This is a genomic window from Stutzerimonas sp. Brlt_14, from assembly GCF_051948915.1.
Classification (GTDB): Bacteria; Pseudomonadota; Gammaproteobacteria; order Pseudomonadales; family Pseudomonadaceae; genus Stutzerimonas; species Stutzerimonas stutzeri.
In genome coordinates this window covers 23,383-48,973 of sequence record NZ_JAYJLM010000008.1, presented here as the reverse complement: position 1 = coordinate 48,973, position 25,591 = coordinate 23,383, and the positions used below count along the sequence as shown (strand labels likewise).

23 protein-coding genes are annotated in these 25,591 nt (G+C 64.9%); 9 read left to right on the top strand and 14 right to left on the bottom strand.

Features of this window, described 5'->3' with window-relative positions:
- Window positions 1-29: 29 nt before the first annotated feature.
- On the bottom strand, window positions 30-389 hold the full coding sequence (locus tag VF716_RS19010; RefSeq protein ID WP_026012566.1) for an MGMT family protein: 360 nt from the start codon (window positions 387-389) through the stop codon (window positions 30-32).
- Between the two features lie 135 nt (window positions 390-524).
- Between VF716_RS19010 and VF716_RS19005 the strand changes: the two genes are divergently transcribed.
- Window positions 525-1,529 carry a DUF481 domain-containing protein gene (locus tag VF716_RS19005; protein ID WP_440552849.1) on the top strand — a complete coding sequence of 335 codons (1,005 nt, stop codon included), beginning with the start codon at window positions 525-527 and terminating at the stop codon, window positions 1,527-1,529.
- A 184-nt stretch (window positions 1,530-1,713) separates the two neighbouring features.
- On the opposite strand, the gene VF716_RS19000 is transcribed toward VF716_RS19005, so the two are convergent.
- Entirely contained in the window at window positions 1,714-2,472 is a 759-nt protein-coding gene (locus VF716_RS19000; protein WP_434758188.1) for an SDR family oxidoreductase, read from the bottom strand.
- Between the two features lie 100 nt (window positions 2,473-2,572).
- Between VF716_RS19000 and VF716_RS18995 the strand changes: the two genes are divergently transcribed.
- The 5 genes from VF716_RS18995 to VF716_RS18975 all read left to right on the top strand — a co-directional run bounded on the left by VF716_RS18995 (window position 2,573) and on the right by VF716_RS18975 (window position 6,480).
- Window positions 2,573-3,280: a HugZ family pyridoxamine 5'-phosphate oxidase gene (locus VF716_RS18995; RefSeq protein ID WP_126526162.1), complete on the top strand. Its 708-nt coding sequence runs from the start codon at window positions 2,573-2,575 to the stop codon at window positions 3,278-3,280.
- Window positions 3,281-3,411: 131 nt separating this feature from the next.
- Window positions 3,412-3,870, top strand: coding sequence for an FxsA family protein (locus tag VF716_RS18990; RefSeq protein WP_020308760.1), 459 nt, complete (start codon window positions 3,412-3,414; stop codon window positions 3,868-3,870).
- 248 nt (window positions 3,871-4,118) lie between these two features.
- The gene (locus VF716_RS18985; protein WP_011914234.1) at window positions 4,119-4,412 is read left to right on the top strand and encodes a co-chaperone GroES; all 294 of its coding nucleotides are present in this window, start codon (window positions 4,119-4,121) and stop codon (window positions 4,410-4,412) included.
- A gap of 47 nt (window positions 4,413-4,459) precedes the next feature.
- Window positions 4,460-6,100 (top strand): chaperonin GroEL, encoded by a 1,641-nt coding sequence (groL, locus tag VF716_RS18980; RefSeq protein ID WP_049326102.1) that lies wholly within the window; start codon window positions 4,460-4,462, stop codon window positions 6,098-6,100.
- 158 nt (window positions 6,101-6,258) lie between these two features.
- Window positions 6,259-6,480: a hypothetical protein gene (locus VF716_RS18975; protein ID WP_049326101.1), complete on the top strand. Its 222-nt coding sequence runs from the start codon at window positions 6,259-6,261 to the stop codon at window positions 6,478-6,480.
- An 11-nt stretch (window positions 6,481-6,491) separates the two neighbouring features.
- Here VF716_RS18975 and VF716_RS18970 read toward each other — a convergent pair whose 3' ends face one another.
- The 7 genes from VF716_RS18970 to VF716_RS18940 form a co-directional block, all read right to left on the bottom strand.
- Window positions 6,492-9,548: a multidrug efflux RND transporter permease subunit gene (locus VF716_RS18970; RefSeq protein ID WP_049326100.1), complete on the bottom strand. Its 3,057-nt coding sequence runs from the start codon at window positions 9,546-9,548 to the stop codon at window positions 6,492-6,494.
- Window positions 9,549-9,602: 54 nt separating this feature from the next.
- A complete protein-coding gene (locus VF716_RS18965) occupies window positions 9,603-10,736 on the bottom strand; it encodes an efflux RND transporter periplasmic adaptor subunit (protein WP_049326099.1) in 1,134 nt (377 codons plus the stop codon).
- A 222-nt stretch (window positions 10,737-10,958) separates the two neighbouring features.
- Complete coding sequence (locus VF716_RS18960; protein ID WP_095461020.1) at window positions 10,959-12,581, bottom strand: methyl-accepting chemotaxis protein; 1,623 nt, start codon at window positions 12,579-12,581, stop codon at window positions 10,959-10,961.
- A gap of 85 nt (window positions 12,582-12,666) precedes the next feature.
- Entirely contained in the window at window positions 12,667-13,761 is a 1,095-nt protein-coding gene (locus tag VF716_RS18955; RefSeq protein WP_049326097.1) for a DUF1513 domain-containing protein, read from the bottom strand.
- A 1-nt stretch (window position 13,762) separates the two neighbouring features.
- Window positions 13,763-14,839, bottom strand: coding sequence for an imelysin family protein (locus tag VF716_RS18950; protein WP_049326110.1), 1,077 nt, complete (start codon window positions 14,837-14,839; stop codon window positions 13,763-13,765).
- A gap of 68 nt (window positions 14,840-14,907) precedes the next feature.
- The gene (locus VF716_RS18945; RefSeq protein WP_049326096.1) at window positions 14,908-16,326 is read right to left on the bottom strand and encodes a di-heme oxidoreductase family protein; all 1,419 of its coding nucleotides are present in this window, start codon (window positions 16,324-16,326) and stop codon (window positions 14,908-14,910) included.
- A 168-nt stretch (window positions 16,327-16,494) separates the two neighbouring features.
- Entirely contained in the window at window positions 16,495-17,829 is a 1,335-nt protein-coding gene (locus VF716_RS18940; protein ID WP_011914225.1) for an imelysin family protein, read from the bottom strand.
- Window positions 17,830-17,996: 167 nt separating this feature from the next.
- Here VF716_RS18940 and VF716_RS18935 point away from each other — a divergent pair, with 167 nt between their 5' ends.
- Window positions 17,997-18,569, top strand: coding sequence for a LemA family protein (locus VF716_RS18935; protein WP_019406971.1), 573 nt, complete (start codon window positions 17,997-17,999; stop codon window positions 18,567-18,569).
- Between the two features lies 1 nt (window position 18,570).
- The gene (locus VF716_RS18930) at window positions 18,571-19,464 is read left to right on the top strand and encodes a GIDE domain-containing protein (RefSeq protein ID WP_049326095.1); all 894 of its coding nucleotides are present in this window, start codon (window positions 18,571-18,573) and stop codon (window positions 19,462-19,464) included.
- Window positions 19,465-19,469: 5 nt separating this feature from the next.
- Here the strand turns inward: VF716_RS18930 and VF716_RS18925 are convergent, their stop codons facing one another.
- The 4 genes from VF716_RS18925 to VF716_RS18910 all read right to left on the bottom strand — a co-directional run bounded on the left by VF716_RS18925 (window position 19,470) and on the right by VF716_RS18910 (window position 24,201).
- Window positions 19,470-20,153 (bottom strand): spermidine synthase, encoded by a 684-nt coding sequence (locus tag VF716_RS18925; RefSeq protein WP_011914222.1) that lies wholly within the window; start codon window positions 20,151-20,153, stop codon window positions 19,470-19,472.
- A gap of 105 nt (window positions 20,154-20,258) precedes the next feature.
- The gene (locus VF716_RS18920; RefSeq protein ID WP_013983724.1) at window positions 20,259-22,319 is read right to left on the bottom strand and encodes a putative bifunctional diguanylate cyclase/phosphodiesterase; all 2,061 of its coding nucleotides are present in this window, start codon (window positions 22,317-22,319) and stop codon (window positions 20,259-20,261) included.
- A gap of 290 nt (window positions 22,320-22,609) precedes the next feature.
- The gene (locus VF716_RS18915) at window positions 22,610-23,191 is read right to left on the bottom strand and encodes a superoxide dismutase (protein ID WP_003299885.1); all 582 of its coding nucleotides are present in this window, start codon (window positions 23,189-23,191) and stop codon (window positions 22,610-22,612) included.
- Window positions 23,192-23,592: 401 nt separating this feature from the next.
- Complete coding sequence (locus VF716_RS18910) at window positions 23,593-24,201, bottom strand: LysE/ArgO family amino acid transporter (RefSeq protein WP_049326094.1); 609 nt, start codon at window positions 24,199-24,201, stop codon at window positions 23,593-23,595.
- 92 nt (window positions 24,202-24,293) lie between these two features.
- On the opposite strand from VF716_RS18910, the gene VF716_RS18905 reads away from it, so the two are divergent.
- Window positions 24,294-25,184 carry a LysR family transcriptional regulator ArgP gene (locus VF716_RS18905; protein ID WP_049326093.1) on the top strand — a complete coding sequence of 297 codons (891 nt, stop codon included), beginning with the start codon at window positions 24,294-24,296 and terminating at the stop codon, window positions 25,182-25,184.
- 10 nt (window positions 25,185-25,194) lie between these two features.
- Here the strand turns inward: VF716_RS18905 and VF716_RS18900 are convergent, their stop codons facing one another.
- Window positions 25,195-25,467, bottom strand: coding sequence for a hypothetical protein (locus VF716_RS18900; protein ID WP_049326092.1), 273 nt, complete (start codon window positions 25,465-25,467; stop codon window positions 25,195-25,197).
- Window positions 25,468-25,591 lie beyond the last annotated feature (124 nt).

Below are 25,591 nucleotides of genomic sequence, written 5' to 3'. Positions count from 1 at the left end.
TTCTGTGCTGATGGGACGAAGGGCGCACTCTAACCGTTGAGCTCCGTCGAATGCCAGCCGTGCCGACGCATGTCCACGCGGTCGTTGACGATGGTCAGCCCCTCGGCGCGCAGCCGCATGCGTTGCTCGTGCCCGGCCGCTGTGCCGGCTGGCAGGCTGAGGCGGCCGCCGGCGGCGATCACCCTGTGCCAGGGCAGGCTGGTGTCATCCGGCAGCTGCGACATCAGGCGGCCAACCCAGCGCGCGGCGCGGCCGAGGCCGGCCATGGCGGCCAGCTCGCCGTAGCTCACCACCTTGCCCGGCGGGATCTGTGACATCACCAGGTAAACGGCGGTGCGCCGCGTTTCGGCATCGGCACCGGGGGGTAACAGCGGTGCGTGGTCATTCATGCAGAGCTTCCGGTCGGTGGTGAAGGTCGGCTCGCCGAACTCGTGATCCATTCGGCGGTCTGTGCTTGCTGTAGCTGAATGCATAGGGATAATGCCAGCCTTTCAACCGACTTCGACCATAATCCCAGCACATTTATGCTCACCAGAACCCTGCTTTGCGCGACCCTTTCCGCCGTTGCCCTGCCTTCGCTCGCCGATACCGTCTGGCTGAAGAACGGCGACCGCCTGACCGGCAAGATCAGCGTGCTCGACGGCGGCAAGCTGCTCATCGAGACCGACTACGGCGGCTCGATCCCGCTGCAATGGAACAAGATCGCGACGCTGGAAAGCGACCAGAAGCTGCTGATCAAGCAGGACGACGTCACCGGCGAGCTGGCCCAGTCGCTGCAGGCGGCTGAGGAGGGCAAGGTCGTCCTCGCCAACGGTGCCGAGCCGCGCACCGTGGAGCTGGCGAGCATCTCGCAGATCATCCATCCCAAGCCGTTGATCCAGGATTTCATCTGGAAGGGCAATGTCGACGTGGCGATGGACTACAAGCGGGCCGAGACCGATACCGACGACTATGACGTCTCCTTCGATACCAAGGCCCGCCACGGGCTCTGGCGGCACAACGGCACCGGCAACTACAACCGCGAGTACCGCGACGGCGCGACGGTCACCGACAACTGGGACGTCGAGTACGCGCTCGACCGTTTCATCGACCAGCACTGGTTCTGGCAGGGGCGCCTGAACTACAAGCGCGACCAGATCGAGGACGTGCGTCGGCAGCGGACCATCGGTACCGGTCCCGGCTACCAGTTCTGGGACAACGAGCTGGGTGCGTTCTCGCTGGCCTCGCTGATCAACCGCAGCGACTACGAGTACGCCGATGGCGACAAGGACAATTTCTACCTGGCTGCGCTGAAGTGGGACTACAACCGTTACCTGATCGGCAAGACGTTCGAGCTGTTCAGCGCCGGCGAAGTCGGCAAGCCGCTGGAGGGCGTGGCGGATTATGCGCTGGATGCCGAAATCGGGCTGCGCTACAAGGTGACCGACTGGGCCTCGCTGAACATGAAGGCCGAGAAGGACATCATCAGTGGCGCCGAAAGCGACCTCGACGAAACCCGCTACAGCATCGGCTTCGGGGTGGGCTGGTAAAAAGCAGCTGCAAGCCGCAAGCTTCAAGCTGCAAGAGGAGGCGGATCGGGCTCCTCTTATGGCTTGGAGCTTGTCGCCGCAGTGCCGTAGGTTGGGTTGAGGAGCGAAGCGACGAAGCCCAACACGTTCCTGCCGATCCCCGTTGGGCTTCGCTGGCTCAACCCAACCTACCTCATATCGAGCTTTACAGCCGCAGGCCGCCGTCCAGCTCCAGGATGCGTCCGGTGTAGTAGTCGTTCTCGATGATATAGGCCAGCGAGTGGGCGATCTCCTCCGGCTTGCCCATGCGCCTGAGCGGAATGCCGGCGGTCATCTTCTCCAGCGCTTCGGGTTTCATGCTGGCGACCATTTCGGTCTCGATGAAACCCGGTGCGATTCCCGCCACGCGGATGCCGTAACGCGCCAGCTCCTTGGCCCAGACCACCGTGGCCGAGGCCACGCCGGCCTTGGCCGCGGAGTAGTTGGTCTGGCCCATGTTGCCGGCGCGGGAGATCGACGAGATGTTGATGATGGCGCCTTCGCTCTTCAATTCGATCATCTTCGCCGCAACTTCGCGGGTGCAGAGGAACACGCCGGTGAGGTTGACGTCGATCACCGCCTGCCACTGCGCCAGGCTCATCTTGCTGATCTCGCCGTCCTTGACCTTGAGCAGCAGGCCGTCGCGCAGGATGCCGGCATTGTTGACCAGCCCATGCAGGCCGCCGAAGTCTTCGGCCACGCGCGTGACCATGTCGCTGACCTGCTCCTCGCTGGCGACGTTGCACAGGTAGGCGCGTGCATCGCCGCCGGCGGCCTTGCAGGCGGCGACGGCCTCGTCCAGACGCTCCTGGTTGAGGTCCACCAGCGCCAGTCGCGCGCCCCTGCCTGCCAGGTGCTCGGCCATGGCACGGCCGAGGCCCTGGCCGCCGCCGGTGACGATGATGACCTTGTCTTGCAGTTGCATGCGCGTCTCCTTGTTGTCCTTGTTAAGCGGGAACGACGCCCGCCAGGGAAATCGTTATGCTGGGCGCTCCGTCGTCCCGGACCGTATCGAGGAGCCACAGGTGAGCGCCGAAGCCCGCAAGCATGCCCGACAACTTCTGCTCAAGGAATACCGCGGCATGCTCTCCACGCATTCCCAGGCCATGCCCGGCTTTCCGTTCGGCTCGGTCGTGCCCTATTGCCTGGACGCGCGTGGCTGGCCGCTGCTGCTGATCAGTCGGATCGCCCAGCACACCCGCAATCTCAAGGCCGATGCGCGCTGTTCGCTGCTGGTCGGTGAGCGCGCCGCCGAGGACGTCCAGGCAGCGGGCCGGCTCACGCTGTTGGCCGAGGCCCGCCAGCTCGACGATGGGGCGGCGATCGAGGCGGCTGCGCAACGCTACTACCGCTACTTCCCCGAGTCGCAGGACTACCACCGCGTCCATGACTTCGACTTCTGGGTGCTGGAACCGGTGCGCTGGCGCTACATCGGTGGTTTCGGTGCAATTCACTGGCTGGACGACGTCGCCTTGGCCAATCCCTTCGCTGCCGAGAATGGCGAGGTGGAGCGGGGCATGGTCGAGCACATGAACGATGATCATGCAGCGGCCATCGCCCACTATGTCGAGCAGGCCGGGCTGTCGCAGGGTGCGCTAGCGCAAATGGCCGGTATCGACAGTGAAGGCTTCCACCTGCGTGTCGGCCAGGCACTGCACTGGATAGCCTTTCCCGAGCCCTGCTCGACGCCGGGGGCGGTGCGCCAGGCGCTGGTGGCGATGGCGCGGCGCTGACGCGGTTCAGCTTGGCTTCAGCGGCGCTGCGCATAATCCGGTTACAGGCCTTTTCTCTCCCGGGTTGAATTAGGCCCGGGATGCCGCCATCTACAGAGGACTGGAAGCTGATCTTCCGCCAAGGACCATCGATGCGAATCTTCTTTGTGCTGTTTCTATTGTTCCCGCTGGCCGAGCTGTTCGTACTGATCAAGGTCGGCAGCTCCATCGGTGCGCTGGCCACCATCCTGCTGCTGGTGCTCAGCGGCATTGCCGGTGTTCTGCTGCTGCGTCTGGCCGGTTTCGCCACAGCCTGGCGCGCCCGCGAGCGCCTGGCGCGGGGCGAGTTGCCCGAGCGTGAAATGCTGCAGGGGCTGATGATGGCAATCGGCGGCGGCTTGCTGTTCCTGCCCGGGTTCATCAGTGACGTGCTGGCGCTGATCGTACTCTTCCCGCCGACACGCAACTTCCTGTTCCGCCAGATCAACCGCCGCATGGAGGCGCAGATGCGCCGTCAGCGCGCCTTCGCCGACGACTTGCAGGCCCGCGCCAACCCGCAACGGCCCAATGTGATCGAGGGCGAATGGGAGCGACGCGACCAGGACAAATGATCCGCTCGCGCGATAACCGGCATGCCAGCAGGCATGCCGTTTTTCATTTGCGGCCATGAAAATTTCATCCGCGCCCCTTGAAATGCTCTTGAACGCCCGCATGTAGCGGACACCGCAAGGTCGCTGTCGTGTTCGACAGTCCGTCTTCTGCGGCTCGCACTGCGGGCCGCAACCGGCACAGCCGGATTTGCCCAACCCGCCGATGAAGGGTCATCGGCATGGAACCACTCTACTAGGAGAGATCGACAATGAAGCTTCGTCCTCTGCATGACCGCGTCGTGATTCGTCGCAGCGAAGAAGAAACCAAGACCGCAGGCGGCATCGTCCTGCCGGGCTCCGCTGCCGAGAAACCGAACCGTGGCGAAGTCGTTGCTGTCGGTACCGGACGTGTGCTGGACAACGGCGAAGTGCGCGCTCCGGCCGTTAAGGTCGGCGACAAGGTGGTGTTCGGCCCGTACTCCGGCAGCAACACCGTCAAGGTCGACGGCGAAGACCTGCTGGTGATGAGCGAGAACGAAATCCTCGCCGTCATCGAAGCCTGATTACCGCGAATCTCCGTACATAATTCACGAATTGAGGATCAATCAACATGGCTGCTAAAGAAGTCAAATTCGGCGACTCCGCACGCAAGAAGATGCTGGTCGGTGTGAACGTCCTGGCTGATGCGGTAAAAGCGACCCTCGGCCCGAAAGGCCGCAACGTGGTGCTGGAGAAGAGCTTCGGTGCTCCGACCATCACCAAGGACGGCGTTTCCGTCGCCAAGGAAATCGAGCTGAAGGACCGCTTCGAGAACATGGGCGCCCAGCTGGTCAAGGACGTTGCCTCCAAGGCCAACGACGAGGCCGGTGACGGCACCACCACCGCCACCGTCCTGGCCCAGGCCATCGTCAACGAAGGCCTGAAGGCTGTCGCTGCCGGCATGAACCCGATGGACCTGAAGCGCGGCATCGACAAGGCGACCATCGCCATCGTCGCCGAGCTGAAGCAGCTGGCCAAGCCGTGCACCGACTCCAAGGCCATCGCCCAGGTCGGCACCATCTCCGCCAACTCCGACGAGTCCATCGGCCAGATCATCGCCGAGGCCATGGAGCGCGTGGGCAAGGAAGGCGTGATCACCGTTGAGGAAGGTTCGGGCTTCGAGAACGAGCTGTCCGTCGTCGAGGGCATGCAGTTCGACCGCGGCTACCTGTCGCCGTACTTCATCAACAAGCCGGACACCATGGTTGCCGAGCTGGACAACCCGCTGCTGCTGCTGGTCGACAAGAAGATCTCCAACATCCGCGAACTGCTGCCGGTGCTGGAAGGCGTCGCCAAGGCCGGTCGTCCGCTGCTGATCGTTGCCGAAGACGTGGAAGGCGAAGCCCTGGCCACCCTGGTCGTCAACAACATGCGCGGCATCGTCAAGGTCGCTGCGGTCAAGGCACCGGGCTTCGGCGATCGCCGCAAGGCCATGCTGCAGGACATCGCCATCCTGACCGGCGGTACCGTGATTTCCGAAGAAGTCGGCCTGAGCCTGGAAACCGCTACCCTGGAGCACCTGGGTAACGCCAAGCGCGTCGTGCTGAACAAGGAAAACACCACCATCATCGACGGCGCTGGTGCCCAGGCCGACATCGAAGCTCGTGTGGCGCAGATCCGCAAGCAGATCGAAGACACCACCTCCGACTACGACAAGGAAAAGCTGCAAGAGCGTCTGGCCAAGCTGGCTGGCGGTGTTGCCGTGATCAAGGTCGGTGCCGGTACCGAAGTCGAGATGAAAGAGAAGAAGGCCCGTGTCGAAGACGCCCTGCACGCCACCCGTGCAGCCGTCGAAGAAGGCGTGGTGCCTGGCGGTGGCGTTGCCCTGGTGCGCGCTCTGCAGGCCATCTCCGAGCTCAAGGGCGACAACGAAGACCAGAACGTCGGTATCGCGCTGCTGCGTCGCGCTGTCGAAGCGCCGCTGCGCCAGATCGTCTCCAACGCCGGTGGCGAGCCGAGCGTGGTGGTCGACAAGGTCAAGCAGGGTTCGGGCAACTACGGCTTCAACGCTGCGTCCGACACCTATGGCGACATGATCGAGATGGGTATCCTCGATCCGGCCAAGGTCACCCGTTCCGCGCTGCAGGCTGCTGCCTCCATCGGCGGTCTGATGGTCACCACCGAAGCCATGGTTGCCGAAGTGGTAGAAGACAAGCCGGCCCCGGCTATGCCGGACATGGGCGGCATGGGTGGCATGGGCGGCATGATGTAAGCCGACCGGCCCCTTGGCACCATAAAAAGAACCCCGCCTCGTGCGGGGTTTTTTTTGCGTGCCGTTCAGTGCATCCTCGACCGTTCGTCAAAAACAACGCAGGAATTAACTAGCTGAGCTACGGTCAGTTAACCACCGCCTAATCAAGGGTTTACGCCATGAAGCTGGAAATCGCTCGAGGATTGTTCCTCATCGGCGCGCTCGGAGTGACCACGCTTTGCGTAGCGGCATGGAATGAGCCCGGAGCGACACTGGTGCAGAGCAGCGAAAGCCGCAGCTACTGCCCGTTGCCGCCAGGCGGCAAGTCCCGCTTCGAGGCGGTGCGTCCCGATCAGGATCTGCTCTTGCTTCTCTACGGCCTGTCGCAAGGCATGCGCTAACGCCTCTGGCGTCAGGCGACGCCGGGCGCGCTAGCCGGCTGCGGTGCCTTGTCCGGCCTGGCCAGCAGTTCATAGACGGCAGGCAGCACGAACAGGGTGAACAGCGTGCCGACCGACATGCCGGTGGCGATCACCAGGCCGATGTCGAACCGGCTGACCGCACCGGCCCCACTGGCGATGATCAGCGGCACCATGCCGAACACCGTCGCCGCGGTGGTCATCAGCACCGGTCGCAGGCGAATCGCTGCCGCTTCCTCCACCGCTTCATGGCGGCTCAGGCCGCGCTCACGGCGCAGCTGATTGGCGAACTCGACGATCATGATGCCGTGCTTGCTGATCAGGCCGATCAGCGTCACCAGGCCCACCTGGGTATAGATGTTCATGCTCGACAGGCCGAGGAACAGTGGCACCAGCGCCCCGCACACCGAAAGCGGTACGGTGACCAGGATCACCAGCGGATCGCGGAAGCTCTCGAACTGCGCGGCCAGCACCAGGAAGATCACCGCCAATGCAAGGGCAAAGGTCAGGTACAGCGCGTTGCCTTCCTGAATGTACTGGCGCGAAGCGCCTGCGTAATCGAAGCTGAAGCCCTCCGGCGCTTCCTCGCGGGCGATCCCCTGCAGCGTCTCGATCGCCTCGCCCATGCTGACAATGGGGAAGCCCTGGATCATCGCGGCATTGAGTTGCTGGAACTGCTTGAGCTGAGTCGGGCGGGCGCGGTCGCGTACCTTGATCAAGGTCGACAGCGGCAGCATCTGGCCCTGCTGATTGCGTACGTAGTAGTTGCTCAGCCAGCCGGGATTGTCGCGGTAGGCGCGCTCGACCTGGGCGATGACCTTGTAGCTGCGGCCCTCGATGGTGAAACGGTTGATCTCGCCTTCGCCGAGCAGGGTGCTCAGGGTCAGACCCAGGTCTTCCATGGAAACACCCATCTGCGCGGCTTTCTCGCGGTCGATATCGACCACGATCTCCGGCTTGTCGAAGGCGAGATCCACGTCGAGGAAGGCGAACTTGCCGGACTCCTCGGCGCGTTTGCGGATGCGCTCGGTCACCTGCAGCAGCGTCTCGTAGTCGTTGGCGGTGTTGATCACGAACTGGAATGGCAGGCCTTCGCCGGTGCCGGGCAGCGAAGGCAGGTTGAAACCGAAGATCTGCAGGCCGGGCAGGCGATCGAGCTTGGCCTGGACCTCGGGGAGGATTTCCATCTGCGAGCGCTCGCGCTCGTCCCAGGGCTTGAGCAGGAAGCCGCCGATGCCGCTCTGCACGCCGTCGAAGCCGTTGATCTGGAACCAGGAGTAGTACTCCGGGAAGCTCTGGAAAATCTCCAGGAACTGATCGGTGTAAGCGTTCAGGTAGTCCAGGTTGGCGGTCTTCGGTGCGCTGGCCATCATGAAGACGATGCCCTGGTCCTCCTCGGGCGCCAGCTCGCTTTCGGTAAACATCAGCAGCACCGGAATCAGCGCGAGCACGAGCACGGCAAACACCAGGACCACCGGGCGGGTGTTCAGGGTACCGTGCAGGGCGCGCTGATAGCGCTGCTTGAGGCGCTCGAACAGCTCGTCCAGGCGATGGGCGAATCCGCTGGGGTTCTCTTCGTGGCGCAGCAGCTTCGAGCACATCATCGGCGACAGCGTCAGTGCCACCACACCGGAGATCAGCACGGCGCCGGCCAGGGTGAGGGCGAACTCCTGGAACAGCGCACCGGTCAGCCCCTGCAGGAAGCCGATGGGAGCATAGACCGCGGCCAGGGTGATGGTCATCGAGACCACCGGCATGGCGATCTCCCGGGCGCCGTCGAGCGCCGCCTGGAACGGCGATTTGCCCTGCTCGATGTGCCGGTGGATGTTCTCCACCACGACGATGGCATCGTCCACCACCAGGCCGATCGCCAGCACCATGGCCAGCAGCGTCAGCAGGTTGATCGAGTAGCCCATCGCCTGCATGAAGAACAGCACGCCGATCATCGACAGCGGGATGGTCACCACCGGAATCAGCACCGTGCGCAGCGAGCCGAGGAACAGGAAGACCACGACGATCACGATCACCGCGGCCTCGGCCAGGGTCTTTACCACCTCGTCGATGGAGGCCTGGATGAACTCGGTGGCGTCGTAGGCAATGGTCGCTTTCAGGCCCGGCGGCAGCTGCGCCTCGATCTGCGGCATGACCGCGCGCACTTCCTTGATCACGTCCAGCGGGTTGGCGCTGGGCGTGCCCTTGATACCGATATAGACCGACGGAATGCCGTCGAACGAGCTGATCGAGTTGTAGCTTTCGGCGCCCATCTCCACCCGTGCCACGTCGCCCAGCAGGACGCGGCTGTCGCCCTGGGTCTTGAGCGGGATGGCGGCGAATGCTTCCGGCGTCTTCAGCTCGGTGTCGGCGTTGATGCTGGTGACCACGTACTGGCCTTTCACTTCGCCAGCCGCGGAGAGGAAGTTGTACTTGCGCACCGCCTCGTTCACGTCGCTGGCGGAAACCCCATAGGCCGCGAGCTTTACCGGGTCTAGCCAGAGGCGCATGGCGAACACCTGGTTGCCGAGGATCTCCGCCTCGGCCATGCCCGGCAGCGTCGCCAGCTTGGGCTGGATGACCCGCGACAGGTAGTCGGTGATCTGCGGGTTGCTCAGCTGGTCGCTGTAGAAGCTGATGTACATCAGCGCGGTGGAGTCGGCCGCCTGCTTGTTCAGCACCGGGTCCTCGGCGTCCTGCGGCAGCTGGTTCTTCACCGAGTTGGCCTGGCTGAGCAGCTCGGTGTAGAGGCGATCGGTGTCGGCACCGATGCGCGCGTAGACCGAGATCACCGAGGCGTTCTGCTGGCTGACCGAGGTCATGTAGTCCACCCCTTCGGCGCTGGCAAGGCTCTGCTGCAACGGCTGGGTGATATAGCCCTGAATGGTTTCGGCGTTGGCGCCGGGGTAGGCGGTGGTCACCGTGATCAGCGCGCTTTCCATCTGCGGATACTGGCGAATGGTCAGGCTGTTGAAGGCCTGGATGCCGAGCAGCACGATCAGCAGGCTGATGACGCTCGCCAGTACCGGGCGGCGGATGAAGGGATCGGTGAAGGCCATGGGCAAGTCCCTGGAACTGTTCGATGTGGCGCTGCCGCCGGAGCGGCAGGCCGCTTATTCGGACGCCGGCTCGGCGCCGTCCAGCTTGAGCGTGCGGCTCTCGGCGATGGCGACATGGGTGCCGCTGTCGAGCTTGAGCTGGCCGGCAGTGATCACCTGTTCGCCGCCTTCCAGGCCGTCGAGGACCACCACCAGGCCGTCGCGACGCTCGCCGGTGGTGACGAAGCGGCGCTCGACCACCAGGTACGGCTCGTCACTGCTGACGCCTTCCGGCGGCGTGCCCTCGGTCACCAGCAGCACCGAGTTGCCGTACAGGGTGTAGGTGATGGCGGTTTCCGGGACCACCACCTGGGCGGTCTCGGTCGGCAGCAGCACCTGCAGGTCGGCAAACATGCCGGGCAGCAGACGCCCATCCGGATTGCCGAGTTCGGCGCGCACCTGCACGTTGCGCGTTGTGGTTTCCACCTTCGGGTTCAGCGCGCTGATCACGCCTTCGAAACGCTCGTCCGGGTAGGCCGCCACGCGCAGCTGCACTTTCTGCCCGAGCTTCAGCAGCGGCACATGCTGTTCGGCCAGGAAGAAGTCGACGTACAGCTTGGACAGGTCCTGAAGCGTGGCGATCGGCGTACCGGCAGCGAGGTAGTCGCCGACATCCACCTGGCGGATGCCGATGGTGCCGGAGAAGGGCGCCAGCACACGCTTCTTCGCCAGGCTGGCGCGCAACTGGGCGACGCTGGCCTCGGCCTTCTGCGACTGGGCGTTGAGGCGGTCGTACTCGCTGCGGGAAATGGCCTGGCGGTCGAGCAGGCTGCGGGCGCGCTGGAACTCCAGGCGGGACAGGTTCAGGTCGGCCTCGGCGCTGGCCAGGCTGGCCTGCTCCACTTCACTGTCCAGCAGCACGATGGCCTGGCCCTTGCTGACCTTCTCGCCGGACTGGAACTGCACGTCGCTGATGGTGCCGGCGATCTCGACGCTGAGGTCGATGCCCTGCGATGCCTTGAGCGTACCGATCGCCGGCAGGCGGCTCTGCCAGTCCATGCGCCGGGCGACCTCCGCCTCGACGTTGATCGCCGGCTTGGGCGCCTGGAACTGCTGAATCTGTTGATAGATCGAGTTGAACTTGAAGGCGGCGAGGATCGCAACGACGACGACCACCGCGCCCAGCATGAACAGCATGCGGCGCAACATTTTCCGATTTCCTTGGAGATGTGAGCCGGCTGTCTACTGCCGTGATCGAGGCAGCCGTTCGAACGTCCGGTCAGCGTCGCTTGGACGATGGCTGCACTGGCGCAGCCAGACCGGGGAGGGAGGAACTTAGCCCCGAATCGGAGGCAAGTAAAGGGGGAGAGAGGGCGCATGACTGCTGAAATGCGGGGCGGGCGACAGACTGTCGAGCCGCCCCGCTGATCGTCAGCCTGCGAGGCGGCGGGTAACCTCGGTAAGCTGCGCCGACAGGCCGTGCAGGTTCTGACTGGCGGTTTCGGTGCGTTCGACGTTCTGCTGGTTGGTGGTGGCGATGGACGTGATCTCGGTGAGGTTGCGCGAGATATCCTCGGCCACGGCGGTCTGCTCCTCGGCTGCGGTGGCGATCTGACGGTTCATGTCGCGGATCGCTTCTACCGCTTCAGTGATGCGTTGAAGCATCTGGCCTGCTTCGGTCACCTGGCCGACGCCCTGTTCGCTGCGCGCCTGGCCGCTCTCGATGGCGCGCACGGCGTTGCTCGCGCCGGCCTGCACGGTGTCGATGATCTGGTGGATTTCGGCGGTGGATTCCGCGGTGCGCTGGGCCAGCGTGCGTACCTCGTCGGCGACCACGGCAAAGCCGCGGCCGGCGTCGCCCGCGCGAGCGGCCTCGATGGCGGCATTGAGCGCGAGCAGGTTGGTCTGGTCGGCGATGCCGCGGATCACTTCCAGCACCTTGCCGATGCGCCCGCTGTCACCCTCCAGGCGGCGGATGACATCTGCCGTGCTGGCGATCTCGTTGCTCATATCGGTGATCGTGGCGATGGTGCCGCGCATCACCTCTTCACCCTGTTGGGCGGAATGGTCAGCGTCGTCGGCAGCCTGCGCGGCTTCGGCGGCATGCCGCGAGACTTCCTGAGCGGTCGCGGACATCTCGTGCATCGCCGTGGCGACCTGATCGGTGCGCGAGAACTGCTCGCGGGCGCCTTCGGCCATCAGCCTGGCGATGGCGTTCAGCTCGCCGCTGGCACTGTCCAGATTCGAGGTGCTCTGCTGCAGGCGGGTGAAAGTATCGGCGAGGAAGTCGCGCAGCACGTTGGCGGCAGCGGCCAGGCGGCCCAGCTCGTCGGCGCGGCTGGCGTCCACCCGCTCGGCGAACTTGCCCTGGCTGAGACGCGCGATGTGCTCGATCAGGTTGCGAATCGGTTCGATGATCCGGCGATTGACCAGCCACAGGCTGAACAGCGCCACCACCACGCTGGCGAGGATCATGATGTTCGGGCCGAAGGATGCGGTGCTCTGTGCGTCGGCACGGATGGTCTCCGAGCGCTGCGCGGCGGCATCTCCCAGCTGTTCGACCAGCTCGCTCAGCTGAGCGCTGGTCGCCCGGTCGATACCGGCGACCGCGGCGTCCCCGGCGAGCGGGTCGCTGTCGGCGGCAATGTAGGCATCCAGGCCCTTGCGATAGGCAGCGCCGAGAGTGCGGTGCTCGTTGCGCAGACTTTCGATCTGCTTTGCCAACTCCGGCTCATCGGCGCTCAATACCAGCAGGTCGCCGAGAATCTTCTGTACCTTGGCTTCCTGGGCCTCGAACTGGCTCCAGTAGCGGTTGCGCTGCTCGGGCTGCTTGCCGCGCAGCAGTACGTTCTTCCATTCCTGGACCTGCACCTTGAACTCGAGGTTGGCCTCGTCGATCAGTTGCACTGCGGCCAACGGGCCGTCGAGCAGCGCCTGGAAGTGGTCGATGTTGTTGCTGAGCAGGCGAATGCAGGCGAGGGCGATGAGCAGCGTCAGCAGCAGGCTGCCGCCGATCAGCGCGAGGATCTGCGCGCGCAGGGATTTCTGGAGCATGGGCAAGTCTCGTTAGTTGAGAAAACGTCAATGAGCATCCCTGCCCGTTGCCCAGCATCATCGGCAGGGTGACGTTTTTCTTGAGCTAGACGATGCGCAGATGGTTGTCCCAGAGCCCTGCCGGCATCTGCAGCGGCGTACTGGTGAAACGCTCGCCGCGGCAGTCGAACAGGCGGCAGCGGCCCTGTCCGGAGCTGACGACGAAGCCTTCGGTAACTGCAGCGACACCCGCGCAGTCGGGCAGATGGGTCTCCTGACGCAGCTCTGCGGAGTCCAGGTCCCAGAAGAACACCTTGTTGCCACGCGGTGCGGTGACGGCCAACAGGCGTAGTTCATCGTGAATGGCCAGGCTCGCGGTGTACTGGTTCATGCTCTGCCGCTGCGCCTCGCCGAGTGGGAAATGCTGGAACGGCTGACCCGGACGCTTGATCGCCAACAGCGGGATGCGGTCCATGGCGTCGCCTTCGTACTGCTGGCCGCTGACGATGGTGCCGTCCGCCGCAACCGCGAGGTGACGCACGCTGTTCATCTGCTCGGGCAACTGTTCCTTGCTCACCAGGCTGCCATCGCGGCGCAGCAGCACCAGGCTCGGCTCCATGGCGTCGAGATTCATCATCTCGCGGCTGTCGGCCTCGGTGCGGATGCCGCCGTTGGCGATCACCAGGGTTTCGTGATCCGGCATCCACAGCAGCTGGTGGGGGCCGATGCCATGGGTTGCGTGCTCGCCGACGCGCACCAGCTCTCGGCCTTGCAGGCGGTAGACACCAAGCACGCCACGGCCGGCGTCGCGGGTGTCGTTCTCGGTGGTGTAGAACCATTCGCCATCGCGGTGGAACACGCCGTGGCCGTAGAAGTGTCGGTTGGGTGGCGACGCCAGCACCTGCAGCAGGCGTCCGTCACGCGAGTCGATCAGGTAACTCTCGCGGCTAGGGCGCCGACCGACGAACACCGCCAGCGGCAGGTAGGGATGCGGATACACGTCATGGCAGCGCTCGGCGACCGGGGTGGCGAACACCTGGCTTCCGTCGAGCCGATAGCCGACGGCATAGTGTCGCCCCTCCTGATCGTTGCGTGCGGAGAGCAGCACCGGCTGCCCGCCATGACGGCTCAGGCTCCAGCCCGCGATACCACTTGCCGCGAGCACGGCGCCACCCAGACCGAGCAGGGTTCGACGTTTCATCTCAGTCCCCGTCGTGAGCGTTGAAGCCGATCTGCACGCCGAGGGCGCGGGCCAGCTCCTGCTGGTGCAGGCGATGCAGACGATCGATGCCCTGGTAGAGCGCATCCAGTTCGCTGCGGCCCTGTTTGTCCGCCAGCTGCACGCCGAATGGTTGCGTCAGCCCGCCCAGGTGCTGCAGCAGCTGGGCGTAAGCGGCGTCGATGCGCTGGGCCAGGTCCGCCTGCTCGGCAGGCAGTAGCGAACGCAGGCCGTTGTTGTCCGCGCCTAGCCAGAGGCTTTCGGCACCCTTGACCGCTGCGGCGATGCTGGCCAGCGTGGTGTCGCTGCGCCAGCCCTCGGCCTGGTAAGGCTGCGGATGGCCCTTGGTCTGTCGACCGAGCGGGGCGCCGAGCTTCTTCTTCAGGCCATCGAGGGCGGTGACCTGGACTCGCAGCAGCTCGGCGATCGCCTCGCTTGGCTCGGCATAGCGCTCGTTGGGGAAGCTGCGCAGCTGGTCGGCCATGCCGTCCTTGTCTTCCCACTGCTGCAGCACGCTGGCGGCAAGCTGCTGCTGGTGTTCACCGATGGATGTCAGCAGCGGGCAGTAGCGGGCCTTGGTTGCGCTGTCGCCGAGATCGATCGTCTTGTCGAAGAGAACGTACTCGTAGGCGCTGAGGCCCTGTACCACGACGCTGGCACCGTCCAGATCGGCCTGCGTGAGGTTGGGCTTGGCCCCGAGCAGGGCCGTGACCTGACGCGCGACCAGGTTTTTCTTGTCCGGCCAGAACTGCACCTGCCAGGCCAGGTTGCCTTCGCCCATCGGGCCTATCAGCAAGGGTTGCAGGCCGGCCCAGGCCGTCTGCGCATGGACGAAGGCTTCGCGCGCCTCTTCGAGGGTCTGGTTGTCGGCGCAGTAGGCGATGGCGCTGGCCGCCAGGCGACGGTCGGTTTCGGCCCAGTGGGTGTAGGCGGGCAGCAGGACGCCATCGGTCAGCGCCTTGCTGGTTTCGACCTGCGGATCGGCAGGCGTGCAGGCGCTCAGCAGCAGGGCGGTCAACAGACCGCCGCTGGCCATGCGCAGGGTGTTGGAACGAATCATGGTGTCCTCGTCGGCATTGCCGGTTTGCAGCGCTCTCGCGCCGGGAAAGCATGGATACATGTGTTCACTCAGAGCGACTCGAGGAAGCTCAGCAGTGCGTTGCGTTCGTCCTGATCGAAGCCCAGCACGATCTGGCGCGATCGCTCCGCTTCGCCGCCGTGCCAGAGAATGGCTTCGAGCAGGTTGCGGGCGCGCCCGTCATGCAGGAACTGGGTATGTCCACTGACCGTCTTGGTCAGGCCGATGCCCCACAGCGGTGGGGTGCGCCACTCGCGGCCGCTGGCTTCGAACTCGGGGCGGTGGTCGGCCAGGCCTTCGCCCATGTCGTGCAGCAGCAGGTCGGTATAGGGGCGGATCACCTGATTGGCCAGCTCGGGCTCCGCGGCATCGGCGGCGGTGGTGAACTGTGGTACGTGGCAGCCGTGGCAGCCGGCGCGGTGAAACAGTGTCTTGCCGGCCAGTACCTGCGGATCACCAACGTTGCGCCGTGCCGGTACGCCGAGGTTGCGCGTGTAGAACAGCACCTGGGCGAGGATGTTGTCGCTTACCTCAGGCTCGCCGCCGTCGGGCATCGCCCGGCATTCGACCTGCCGCTCGGTGCAGCTGCTGCCGCTGAACAGGCTGGTGGACAGTCCCATGTCGTTGAAGAAGGCGTCGGCGTTCTGCTGGTTGAGGCTCGGCTGGCCGGCCTTCCAGCCGAAACGGCCGATGACGGTCTGCCGGCTGGTCTGGTCGAACACCCGATTGGGTCGGCCGGAAATGCCGTCGCCATTGCGATCGTCGGGGTCGGCATTGGCCAGCAGCGCTTCCTCTGGGATGGCTTCCAGCAGCCCGAGGCCGATCATCGGCGGTGCGATGCGCGGCGACATCAGGGTGTCGGGGTGCATGTCGCCGTACCCCAGCTCGCTCAGTTCGATCTCCGGTCTACGGAGCTCGACTTCGCTGCCATCGGCGAAACGCACGCGCTCGGTGGAGTAACGCAGGCGCACCTTGCCCTCCGGCGCGACGCCGGGAATCGCCATGTCCTGCAGCTGGCCGCCATAGCTCGGCTCCGGTGCGATGCCGCGCTCGCGGACGACTTCGGCGTGTTCCGGGCCGGCCGGAATGGACAGACGTACCAGCATCGAGACGGCGCTGGCGGCATCGGCTGCCGGCGGATGCCCGCGCCCGTCCTTGATGTGACAGTTCTGGCAGGCGTTGGTGTTGAACAGCGGGCCGAGACCGTCGCGTGCTGTAGTGGACGCGGGGGCGATGACCCAGGGATTGCGGAAGAAGCTGTTGCCGACGCTGAAGTCGAGTCGGCGCATCGGTGCCAGGTTGGCCGATGGCATGGAGAACGCGTTCTGGTCGAACTTCATCACCGTGGCGCTACCGCCCGAGAGGGCTTCGCCGGACTCGGGCTGCTCGAAGCGCGGGGTTTCGTCGTTGCCGCAGGCAGCCAGAAACACGGCCAGCAGCGGGAAGAAGCGGCGAAACGACGGGCGCATCGGGGATACCTGCGGAGCGTTGGATTAAGCCGCGCAATCTTAGCAGCCTAATCGAAATGGAATAAGAGGGATTTGCATTTGAGGATGCGGCGGATTGCAGGCTCCGCCGCCGGCTGTTCGCCGAACGGAGACACGGGCGCCAGTGCACGGCGCCCGTGCCGCTCCCGATCAGAATTCGTGATCGGCGGTGTCCGGGTTGAGGTCGCTGATGCCGAGGGCAGCAGCGGCCTGTTCGATGGACGCGGTCTGCTTGACCAGTGCGGCGATCGCGTTGCGCACCTTTTCCTGGCCTTCGGCATTGTCGGCGGCGATCAGCTGGTCGAAGGCTTCGCCGTTGTTGGCGCTTTCCACCAGCACCTGCAGCTTGGCTTCGGTGCTTTCCAGGTCGGTCTTCAGCGTGCTGTCCACCTCCGGGCTCACGCCCTGGACCAGCGAGGCCAGGCTCGGGCCGGTCAGGGTGCTGCCGTCGACGCGCTTGTACTCGCCCAGATAGACGTTGCGGATGCCGCGGGCATTGTAGAAGTGCGAGTTGTGGGTGTTGTCGCTGAAGCAGTCGTGCTCGTCTTCGGTGGAATTGGCTTCCAGAGCGACCTTCATGCGCTCGCCGGCCAGTTCGCCGAGCGACAGGCTGCCCATGCCGAACAGCATCTTGCGCAGGCCGTTCTCCGCCGATTCGGCTTCCAGGCTGGCGCGATAGTTCTCGGCGCCCGGCTGCCACTGCTCGACCATCTCCTGCAGATCGCTGACCAGCAGGTCGGTGGCCACCTTCAGATAGGTACGACGACGGTCACAGTTGCCGCCGGTGCAGCCTTCGCCTTCGACGTAGTCGGTGTACGGCCGCTCGCCCGCACCGGGACCGGTGCCGTTGAGGTCCTGGCCCCAGAGAAGGAACTCGATGGCGTGGTAGCCGGTGGCAACGTTGGCCTCGGAGCCGGCCAGCTCGTTGAGGCTGGTCAGCAGCTCCGCGGTGATCTCGCTGGTGTCGATCTTGTCTTCGCCGACCTGCAGCTCGGTGTTGGCGATGATGTTGGCATTGGCGCCCGGGTTGCCCAGCGCATGCTGGTAGTCGCCTTCGACGTAATCGATCAGGCCTTCGTCCAGCGGCCAGGCGTTGAGCTGGCCCTCCCACTCGTCCACCACCGGGTTGCCGAAGCGGAACACCTCGGTCTGCATGTAGGGCACGCGGGCGGCCAGCCAGGCCTGGCGAGCGGCCTGCAGGGTTTCTTCGCTGGGGTTGGCGAGCAGGGCGTCGATGGCCTGCTGGAGCTGCACTGCGGTGGCATGGGCATCGCTGAACACGGCCAGCGCCAGATCGGCATAGTGGCTGACCACAGCCTTGGCGGCCTTCTCGTCAGGCTTCTGCGCCTGCTCGGCCGGCACGCTTTCGGTCGTGCTCTGCGGGGCCGCGGTCTGGTTCGTGGGCGTCTTGTCTTCACCGCAACCGGCGAGGGAGATGGCCACGGCGAGAAGGCTGGCGGTTGCCCAGATGGGGGTGCGTAGCATGTGCGGGTTCCTTTGCGTGCGAGTGAACGAAGCCGAGGACTGCTCGGAAGCGGTCAATAATGCGAAAGATTTTCATTTTGTGCAAAGCCAATGCGTGCGCCGGCTCTCTATCGCGTTACACAGCTGCCGATAGAATGCTGGCATTCTGGAACTGCCTGGAGAAAGGGATGAGCTTGAGTATGGTGGTTGTGCTGGTGGTGCTGTTTCTCGTCGCCGCCTATGGGGTGATCCTCTACAACGGTCTGGTGCGTCTGAAGCATGGCGTCGGCAAGGCCTGGGCGAACATCGACGTGCTGTTGCGCCAGCGCCATGAAGAACTGCCCAAACTGGTGGAGACCTGCCGCCAGTACATGCAGCACGAGCGCAACACGCTGGAGCAGGTGATCAGTGCCCGCAACGCGGTTTCCAGTGCGCGCGAGCTGGGCGATGTCGGCGCGCTGGGGCAGGCCGAGACCGGACTGCGGGCCGGGCTTGGGCGGCTCTTCGCGCTGGCCGAGAACTATCCCGAGCTCAAGGCCAACGACAGCTTTCGGCATCTGCAGCAGCGTATCAGCGGCCTGGAGAGCGGCATCGCCGATCGCCGCGAGCTGTACAACGAGGCCGTGAACCTGAACAACGTGCGCATCGAGCAATTTCCCGATGTCGTCCTTGCCCGTGCATTCGGTTTCAAGGAGGCGGCGCTGCTGCAGTTCAGCGAGGCGGAGAAGGCCGACGTGAACCTCAAGGCGCTGTTTGGCTGAGATGGATCCCGGTCAGCTGTTCACTTACGTCCTGGCGGCAGCCCTTTGCGTCGGCGGCGCATGGATATGCATCGATCGCTGGTCGCGTGCGCGCCATCTGCTGGACACCCCGACATCGCGCATTCGGTCGGCGGCCCAAGGCTATGTCGAGCTGGTCGGAATGCTGCGCGAGCTGGCGGTACCACAGCCGGTGGCGCCGCTGACCGGCGAGCCTTGTCTGTGGTGGCGCTACCGTATCGAGGAGTACCGCTCCAATGGCAAGCGCAGCAGCTGGAACGTGGTGGAGCGCGGCACCAGCGAAGCCTGGCTGCGTCTGGCCGACGCCACCGGCGAATGCCTGATCGATCCGCGCGGCGCGGACGTCCATCCAGCCTTTCGCCGGGTCTGGACCGGCGATCTGCGCCACCCTCGTGGCATTGCGCCGAGCGGCTGGCTGGGCCTGTTCAGCAGTGGCAAACGCTACCGCTATACCGAAGAGCGGCTGCACGAAGGCGAGCCGCTTTACGCCATCGGCGATTTCCGCACCCGTGGTGGCGGTCGGCACGGGCTGGATCTGCCCGCCGCCAAGCGCGAGGTGATTCGCGAGTGGAAGGGTGATTTCGCCGGTCTGCTGCAGCGTTTCGACAGCAACGCCGACGGCCAGTTGGACGAGCAGGAATGGAGCCGGGTGCGCCTGGCGGCGCGGCTCGAGGCCGAAGACCGGCATCGCCAGCAGAGCACGGCGCCGGCGTTGCATCACCTTACGCGGCCGGCGGAGGCATTGCCTTTCGTGCTGTCCAGCCATGGCGAGGACGTGCTGGCGCGACGCTTCCACTGGCAGGCGGCGGGCGGCGCGCTGATGTGTCTGGCAGGTGCGCTGTGGCTGGCGTTGCAGCTGGGGGTGACGGCCTGGTAGGCCGCTCAGCGCTTGCGCTTGTCGGCAATCCAGATGGTGTGTCGGGTGCCGCGGTTGCCATGGGCGTACACCTGCACCTCCTCGGCCTTGAAGCCGGCTCTGGCGAGCTTCTCGGAAAAGGCCCGGTCAGCGCTGGCCGACCACACCGCCAGTACGCCGCCCGGTCGCAAGGCGCGGGCGCAGGCATCGAGGCCATCCAGCGAATAGAGCCAGCTGTTGCGCTTCTGCGTCAGGCCCTCGGGGCCGTTGTCGACATCCAGCATGATCGCATCGAAGCCCTCTGGCTGAGCCCGGAGCAGCTCGGCAACATCCTGGTTCAGTACCCGGGTGCGGGCATCGCGCAGCGGATGGCCGGACTTCTCGCCGAGCGCGCCGCGGTTCCATTCGATGACCCCGGGCACCAGCTCGGCGACCAGTACCTCGGCGTCCGCGCCCAGCTGGCGCAGGGCCGAGGCGAGGGTAAAGCCCATCCCCAGCCCGCCGATCAATACCCGAACCTGCGCTCGGCTGGCGATCCGTTTGCAGGGGATTTCTGCCAGCGCGTCTTCCGAACCGTGCGTGCGAGTGTTCATCAGCTGGTTGCCGTTGCCACCCTGGATCTTGATGACGAAATCGTCGCCATATTCGAACAGACACAAGGCGCCCCCGGCGGGAATGGCGGCGGTATCCAGCAGTACGAAGCGTTTCATGGGCGGCTCGTCGTCGGCCGCGATGGGCCAGAAGGGCGCCGAGTGTGGCGCAAGTCGCTGGCGCTGGCCAGCGCTTGGGCGCAGCATGCCGAAGTGGCCGCGCGACTAGCGCAGCTCGGAGTTGCCCGCTCGATCGAAGGGCGCCGACTGGCGCAGCAGCAGGTCGAGATCCCGCGCCGGCAGGGGCTTGCTGTAGTAGTAGCCCTGGCCTTCCTGGCAGCCTTCGGCGATCAGGTAGGCTTCCTGCTCAGGAGTTTCGACGCCTTCTGCGATCACGGTCATGCCGAGGCTCTTGCCCAGCTGGATGATCGCCCGGACGATGGTTGCGCCCTCGTCTTGGCCGATGTCCTGCACGAAGCTCTTGTCGATCTTGATCTTGTCCAGTGGCAGGCTTTTCAGATAGCTCAGCGAGGAATAGCCGGTGCCGAAGTCGTCGATGGCGATCAGCGCGCCGGAGCGTCGCAGGCTGTGCAGGTTGTGCGCCGCCGCGTCGATATCTTCCATCAGGCCGGTCTCGGTGACCTCCAGTTCGAGGGTCTCGGCGGGCAACTGATGGGCCTGCAGCAGCTCGCCGATCATGGCCGGCAGCTGCGGATGACGCAGCTGCACGGTGGACAGGTTCACCGCCACACGCAGCCCGGTATGCCCCTCGGCGTGCCACTGGCGCAGCTGGCTGCAGGCCTGGTCGAGCACCCACTTGCCGATTTCGATGATGCTGCCGTTCTGCTCGGCCAGAGGTATGAACAGGTCCGGCGGTACCAGCTTGCCCTGCGGATGCTTCCAGCGAATCAGCGCCTCGACCCCGGTGATGCGGTTCTGCCGGTAGTCGACCTGTGGCTGGTAGACCAGGTGGAACTCGTTGCGCTTGAGGGCTTCGCTGAGATCCTTCTCCAGCTCCCGCCGCGCGCGCATCTGGCTGTCGATGCTGGCGACGTAGAACTGATAGCGGTTGCGTGAGCGGCTCTTGGCCAGCGTCATGGTCTGCTCGGCCTTTTGCAGCAGCTTCTCGGTATTGTCGCCATCCTCGGGGTACAGCGTGATGCCGATGGTGGCGCGCAGACGAATCGGGTGGCCGTCCAGGTCGATCGGATTATCCAGGTCGTCGAGCACGGCCTGGGCCAGTTCGGCAGCCTCATAGGGTTGTTCGATGCCGCTGAGCACCAGCACGAACTGGTCACCGCCCAGCCGCGCCAGTGCACCCAGGCGACCCGCCGATTCGCGCAGGCGATCCGCCAACCCCTTGAGCAGGCAGTCGCCCGCCTGGTAGCTGTACTGCTCATTGATGCCCTTGAAGTCGTCGAGCCCCAGGCAGAGTACGGCGACCCGTCGTTGCAGGCGGCGCGCCTCGTCGAGGATATGGTCCAGCTGGCTTTGCAGCTGTTGCCGGTTAGGCAGGCCGGTCAGGGAGTCGTACTGGGTCATGCGATGCAGGCTGCTCTCGGCTTCCTGGCGCAGGTGCATGTTGTGCTCGATGGAGGCCAGCAGGCCGTTGGCGGTTTCCACCCAGAGGCCCAGCTCGTTGCGCTCATGTCCTCGGATCATCGGCAGTTTGTGCTCGCCGGGGCGGTCCGGATTGATCTGCGCCAGGTGCTCGATGAGCTTGGTCAGCGGGCGGGTCAGCAGCCACTGGTAGATCAGGAAGAGCACCAGCCCCAGGGTGAGGGCGCGCAGAATACCGACGATGAAGATGACGATGGAGTCGTTGACGAATTCCTGGCCGTACTGGGCCGTGTCCAGGGTGATCCGCAGTTCGCCGTAATACTCGTTGTAGGGCGGCTTGCCGATCAGCGGAATGGAGAACTGGCGATCCTGGTGAAGGATCGGGTCGGTCAGCCAGCGGGTCGGCAGGCTGATGGGCGGGCGGATCTTCAGTGCCAGCATGCCTTCGTCCGGGTGGCCGATCGAGGCCATGCGAATCGATTCGTGCTGGAACAGGCCTTCCATCACCTGCGCACCCATTTCCCGATCCAGGCTGTAGATGGCCTGGGTGGAAGGATCGCGCGTCATGCGCAGGATGCGCTGGGCATCGGCCTCGATCAGCTGGCGCGTCTTGTAGGCGCCGAAGATGATCTGCGCGCAGCTGAGCACCAGCCCTACCGCCAGCGCCGATAGTAGGACTACACGCAGGAGCTTCCGTGACAGGCTATTGCGCATTTCCAGCTTCAAATGAAGGTCCTTTTCCGTGCCGACGCGCGGTTGCGGAAGTATTGATAGTCATTCTGCAATCGTCAAAGAGGCAATTTACACCGGTAAGTCAGCAGCGGCGACTGTGCAGGCAGTGCCTTGCGTGATGCAAGCGCGACCCGTCATCCGAAGGAAACATTGCACATCGGGCGCGCATGCAGTAGCGCTACGGCGTCCTGCCCTGCATCTTTATAGCGGCAGGCCGTGCCCGAGCCTTAAATGAAAATGCCCGCATGAGCGCGGGCATTTTGATTCACTGCTGGGGCTTGGGCTTAGCCTGCGAAGTTCTTCGCGACGAAGTCCCAGTTCACCAGGTTCCAGAACGCTTCGACAAACTTCGGACGGGCGTTGCGGTAGTCGATGTAGTAGGCGTGCTCCCAGACATCGCAGGTCAGCAGCGGCTTGTCGCCTGCGGTCATCGGGTTGCCGGCACCGATGGTGCTGGCCAGACCCAGGCTGCCGTCGGACTTCTTGACCAGCCAGGCCCAGCCGGAGCCGAAGGTGCCGATGGCGGTCTTGGTGAACTCTTCCTTGAACTTGTCGAACGAGCCGAAGGAGGCGTTGATGGCATCAGCCAGGGCGCCGGTCGGCTGGCCACCGGCGTTCGGCGCGAGGCAGTTCCAGAAGAAGGTGTGGTTCCAGACCTGGGCGGCGTTGTTGAAGATGCCACCGGAAGAGGTCTTGATGATGGATTCCAGATCCTTGCCTTCGAACTCGGTGCCCGGGATCAGGTTGTTCAGATTGGTCACGTAGGCAGCGTGGTGCTTGTCGTGATGGTAGTCGAGCGTCTCGGCGGACATGTGTGGCTCGAGGGCGTTCTTTTCGTAAGGCAGCGGCGGCAATTCGAAAGCCATGATGTATCTCCTACTCAGGTGTCGAGGATTGATGCGGCCAGCTCGGAGGGACGTGCGGGGTTTGCCGGCGTTGCCGGTGAGCAGGCGATGCATCGCGTCCTGCTCTTGCCTCTGTCGTTCCCTTCGCTCGCTACATGCTTGCGCAATCTCTGGCCGTTCACGGTCGGCCGAACAGACAGACTGAAGCCTTCCGCTCCATGTCTGCGAGCCAGCGATCATAGCACCCGACCTGCGGCAAAACCACGCGGCAACTGTATGGACTATTGGTTCCAGAGCGGTTGCGGCGCGGCGCCTCGGTTGCGGCGATCGGCTGTGCCTTGCGTGGACCGCAGGGCAGGCGATGGCGTTCCTTGGTCAGTGCAAAAAATGGACGTGGCTTGGCGCCGCAGCGTACCGCCAGTTCAGCCGGCGAATGCGAGTTGCGCGGCGATGGCGAACATCATGGCGGCCACGCCGAGGTCGATCAGGCGCCAGGTCAGCGGGCGGGCAAGCCAAGGCGACAGCCAGGCACCGCCCAGGGCCAGCGTGAGAAACCAGAGGGTCGACGCGCTGGCCGCGCCGAGCGTGTAAGCGCCCGGTTCCGGTTGCTGCGCGCCGAGCGTGCCGATCAGCACCACGGTATCCAGGTAGACATGTGGGTTGAGCAGCGTCACCGCCAGCGCTGCCAACAGCACGGCGCGCAGGGGGCGAGGCTGTGCATCTTCGCTGCGCAGGCTCTGCGGTCTGGCCGCGCGGCATAGGGCCAGCGTGCCGTACCAGAGCAGAAAGGCCACGCCGCCCCAGCGGGTGGTCTCCAGCAACAGCGGGCTGCTCGCCAGCAGTGCGGCCAGCCCGAACACTCCGAGGCTGACCAACAGGACATCGCAGACGATGCACAGCGCTGCGACCGGCAGGTGGTGTTCGCGGCGCAGGCTCTGGGCGAGCACGAAGGCGTTCTGGGCGCCGATCGCCATGATCAGCCCCGCTGCCACCAGAAGTCCGTTGATATAGCTCTGCCAGATCGCATTCATGCCGCACGCCTCGTTCGTTTTCTGCTGGCGAGTCTGGGCATCGGCAAGCTATAAGAGAAACCAATTATGCTCAGGTGGCATTAGGAAAACTGATGTTCGATTACAAATTGCTGGCTGCGCTGGCGGCGGTCGTGGAACAGGCGGGTTTCGAGCGCGCCGCCCAGGCATTGGGGCTGTCGCAGTCGGCGATATCGCAGCGGATCAAGCTGCTCGAGGCACGCGTCGGTCAGCCGGTATTGCTGCGTGACACGCCGCCCAGGCCCACCGAACTGGGCCAGCGCCTGCTCAACCATGTGCAGCAGGTACGGCTGCTCGAACGCGACTTGCAGGGACAGGTCCCGGCGCTGGATGAAAACCGCCTGCCGGAACGCCTGCGTATCGCCCTCAATGCCGACACCCTGGCGACCTGGTGGGCGGGTGCAGTGGCGCCGTTCTGCGCCGAGAACCGGGTGCTGCTCGATCACGTGGTGGAAGATCAGGCGGTCGGGCTCAAGCGCATGCGCGCAGGGGAGGTTGCGGCCTGCGTCTGCGCTGCGGAGCGACCGGTGGCGGGTGCGCGCAGCCAGTTTCTCGGGGCGATGCGTTATCGCGCCCTGGCCAGCCCGGCGTTCATCGAGCGACATTTCCAGCGGGGTGCGGGTGCTGCGGACCTGGGACGTGTTCCTGCCGTGGTGTTCGGCCCGGACGACCAGCTGCAGCATCGCTACATGGCGGCGGTCGGCGGCGGGGAGATCCTCATTCACCACCTATGCCCATCGTCGGAAGGCTTTGTGCGCCTGTTACGAAGCGGGCTCGGCTGGGGCCTGGCGCCGGAGCTTCAGGTGCGTGGCGAACTTGCGCGTGGTGAGCTGGTCGATGTGCTGTCCGGGCCGCCGATCGACGTGCCGCTGTACTGGCACCACTGGCGTAACGGCGGACAGCTGCTCGACGAGCTGACTCGGCATCTGGTGCGCTGCGCCAGCGACTGGTTGCTGGTCGAGTGATGGTTCTGGCTCAGGCGAGCACTCGCTGGCCTCGATAGATGCGCACGCTGCCGCCGCTGCTGGCCGCGTGGGATACCTGCGGCGGAGCGGGCGGTAGCTGGTCGCTGAAGGCGGCGAGCTGGCGCCCGAGTTCGCGCGTCAGTTCATCGTTCGAACGCATGCAGCCGGCAAGCATGGCGGTCACGGCGTCCGGCTGGTTGAGGTGGATGTCCAGTTGCTGTTCGTCGCGAAGTCTGCGACGCAGGCTGCGCATGCAGTCGATCACTGCCTTGTTCAGCTCCATGCTGTGTTCCTCGTGATTGCCCTAAGGCCCGACATCCCTGTCAGAAGTGTCTATCCGCTGGCACGGGTGATGGAGCAAGCGGCGTACCAATTTGCTGGCTGCGTCTCATCAGGAATGTGACGGG

Bases quoted from the DNA above. Each gene is read 5' to 3' on its own strand.
- groL (WP_049326102.1), top strand. From the start codon at position 4,460: ATGGCTGCTAAAGAAGTCAAATTCGGCGACTCCGCACGCAAGAAGATG.
- VF716_RS18940 (WP_011914225.1), bottom strand. From the start codon at position 17,829: ATGCTACGCACCCCCATCTGGGCAACCGCCAGCCTTCTCGCCGTGGCC.
- VF716_RS18925 (WP_011914222.1), bottom strand. From the start codon at position 20,153: ATGAAACGCTTCGTACTGCTGGATACCGCCGCCATTCCCGCCGGGGGC.
- VF716_RS18985 (WP_011914234.1), top strand. From the start codon at position 4,119: ATGAAGCTTCGTCCTCTGCATGACCGCGTCGTGATTCGTCGCAGCGAA.
- VF716_RS18950 (WP_049326110.1), bottom strand. From the start codon at position 14,839: ATGATTCGTTCCAACACCCTGCGCATGGCCAGCGGCGGTCTGTTGACC.
- VF716_RS18955 (WP_049326097.1), bottom strand. From the start codon at position 13,761: ATGAAACGTCGAACCCTGCTCGGTCTGGGTGGCGCCGTGCTCGCGGCA.
- VF716_RS18965 (WP_049326099.1), bottom strand. From the start codon at position 10,736: ATGTTGCGCCGCATGCTGTTCATGCTGGGCGCGGTGGTCGTCGTCGTT.
- VF716_RS18905 (WP_049326093.1), top strand. From the start codon at position 24,294: ATGTTCGATTACAAATTGCTGGCTGCGCTGGCGGCGGTCGTGGAACAG.
- VF716_RS18990 (WP_020308760.1), top strand. From the start codon at position 3,412: ATGCGAATCTTCTTTGTGCTGTTTCTATTGTTCCCGCTGGCCGAGCTG.
- VF716_RS18935 (WP_019406971.1), top strand. From the start codon at position 17,997: ATGAGCTTGAGTATGGTGGTTGTGCTGGTGGTGCTGTTTCTCGTCGCC.
- VF716_RS18960 (WP_095461020.1), bottom strand. From the start codon at position 12,581: ATGCTCCAGAAATCCCTGCGCGCGCAGATCCTCGCGCTGATCGGCGGC.
- VF716_RS18900 (WP_049326092.1), bottom strand. From the start codon at position 25,467: ATGGAGCTGAACAAGGCAGTGATCGACTGCATGCGCAGCCTGCGTCGC.
- VF716_RS18975 (WP_049326101.1), top strand. From the start codon at position 6,259: ATGAAGCTGGAAATCGCTCGAGGATTGTTCCTCATCGGCGCGCTCGGA.
- VF716_RS19005 (WP_440552849.1), top strand. From the start codon at position 525: ATGCTCACCAGAACCCTGCTTTGCGCGACCCTTTCCGCCGTTGCCCTG.
- VF716_RS18970 (WP_049326100.1), bottom strand. From the start codon at position 9,548: ATGGCCTTCACCGATCCCTTCATCCGCCGCCCGGTACTGGCGAGCGTC.
- VF716_RS19000 (WP_434758188.1), bottom strand. From the start codon at position 2,472: ATGCAACTGCAAGACAAGGTCATCATCGTCACCGGCGGCGGCCAGGGC.
- VF716_RS18930 (WP_049326095.1), top strand. From the start codon at position 18,571: ATGGATCCCGGTCAGCTGTTCACTTACGTCCTGGCGGCAGCCCTTTGC.
- VF716_RS18910 (WP_049326094.1), bottom strand. From the start codon at position 24,201: ATGAATGCGATCTGGCAGAGCTATATCAACGGACTTCTGGTGGCAGCG.
- VF716_RS19010 (WP_026012566.1), bottom strand. From the start codon at position 389: ATGAATGACCACGCACCGCTGTTACCCCCCGGTGCCGATGCCGAAACG.
- VF716_RS18945 (WP_049326096.1), bottom strand. From the start codon at position 16,326: ATGCGCCCGTCGTTTCGCCGCTTCTTCCCGCTGCTGGCCGTGTTTCTG.
- VF716_RS18915 (WP_003299885.1), bottom strand. From the start codon at position 23,191: ATGGCTTTCGAATTGCCGCCGCTGCCTTACGAAAAGAACGCCCTCGAG.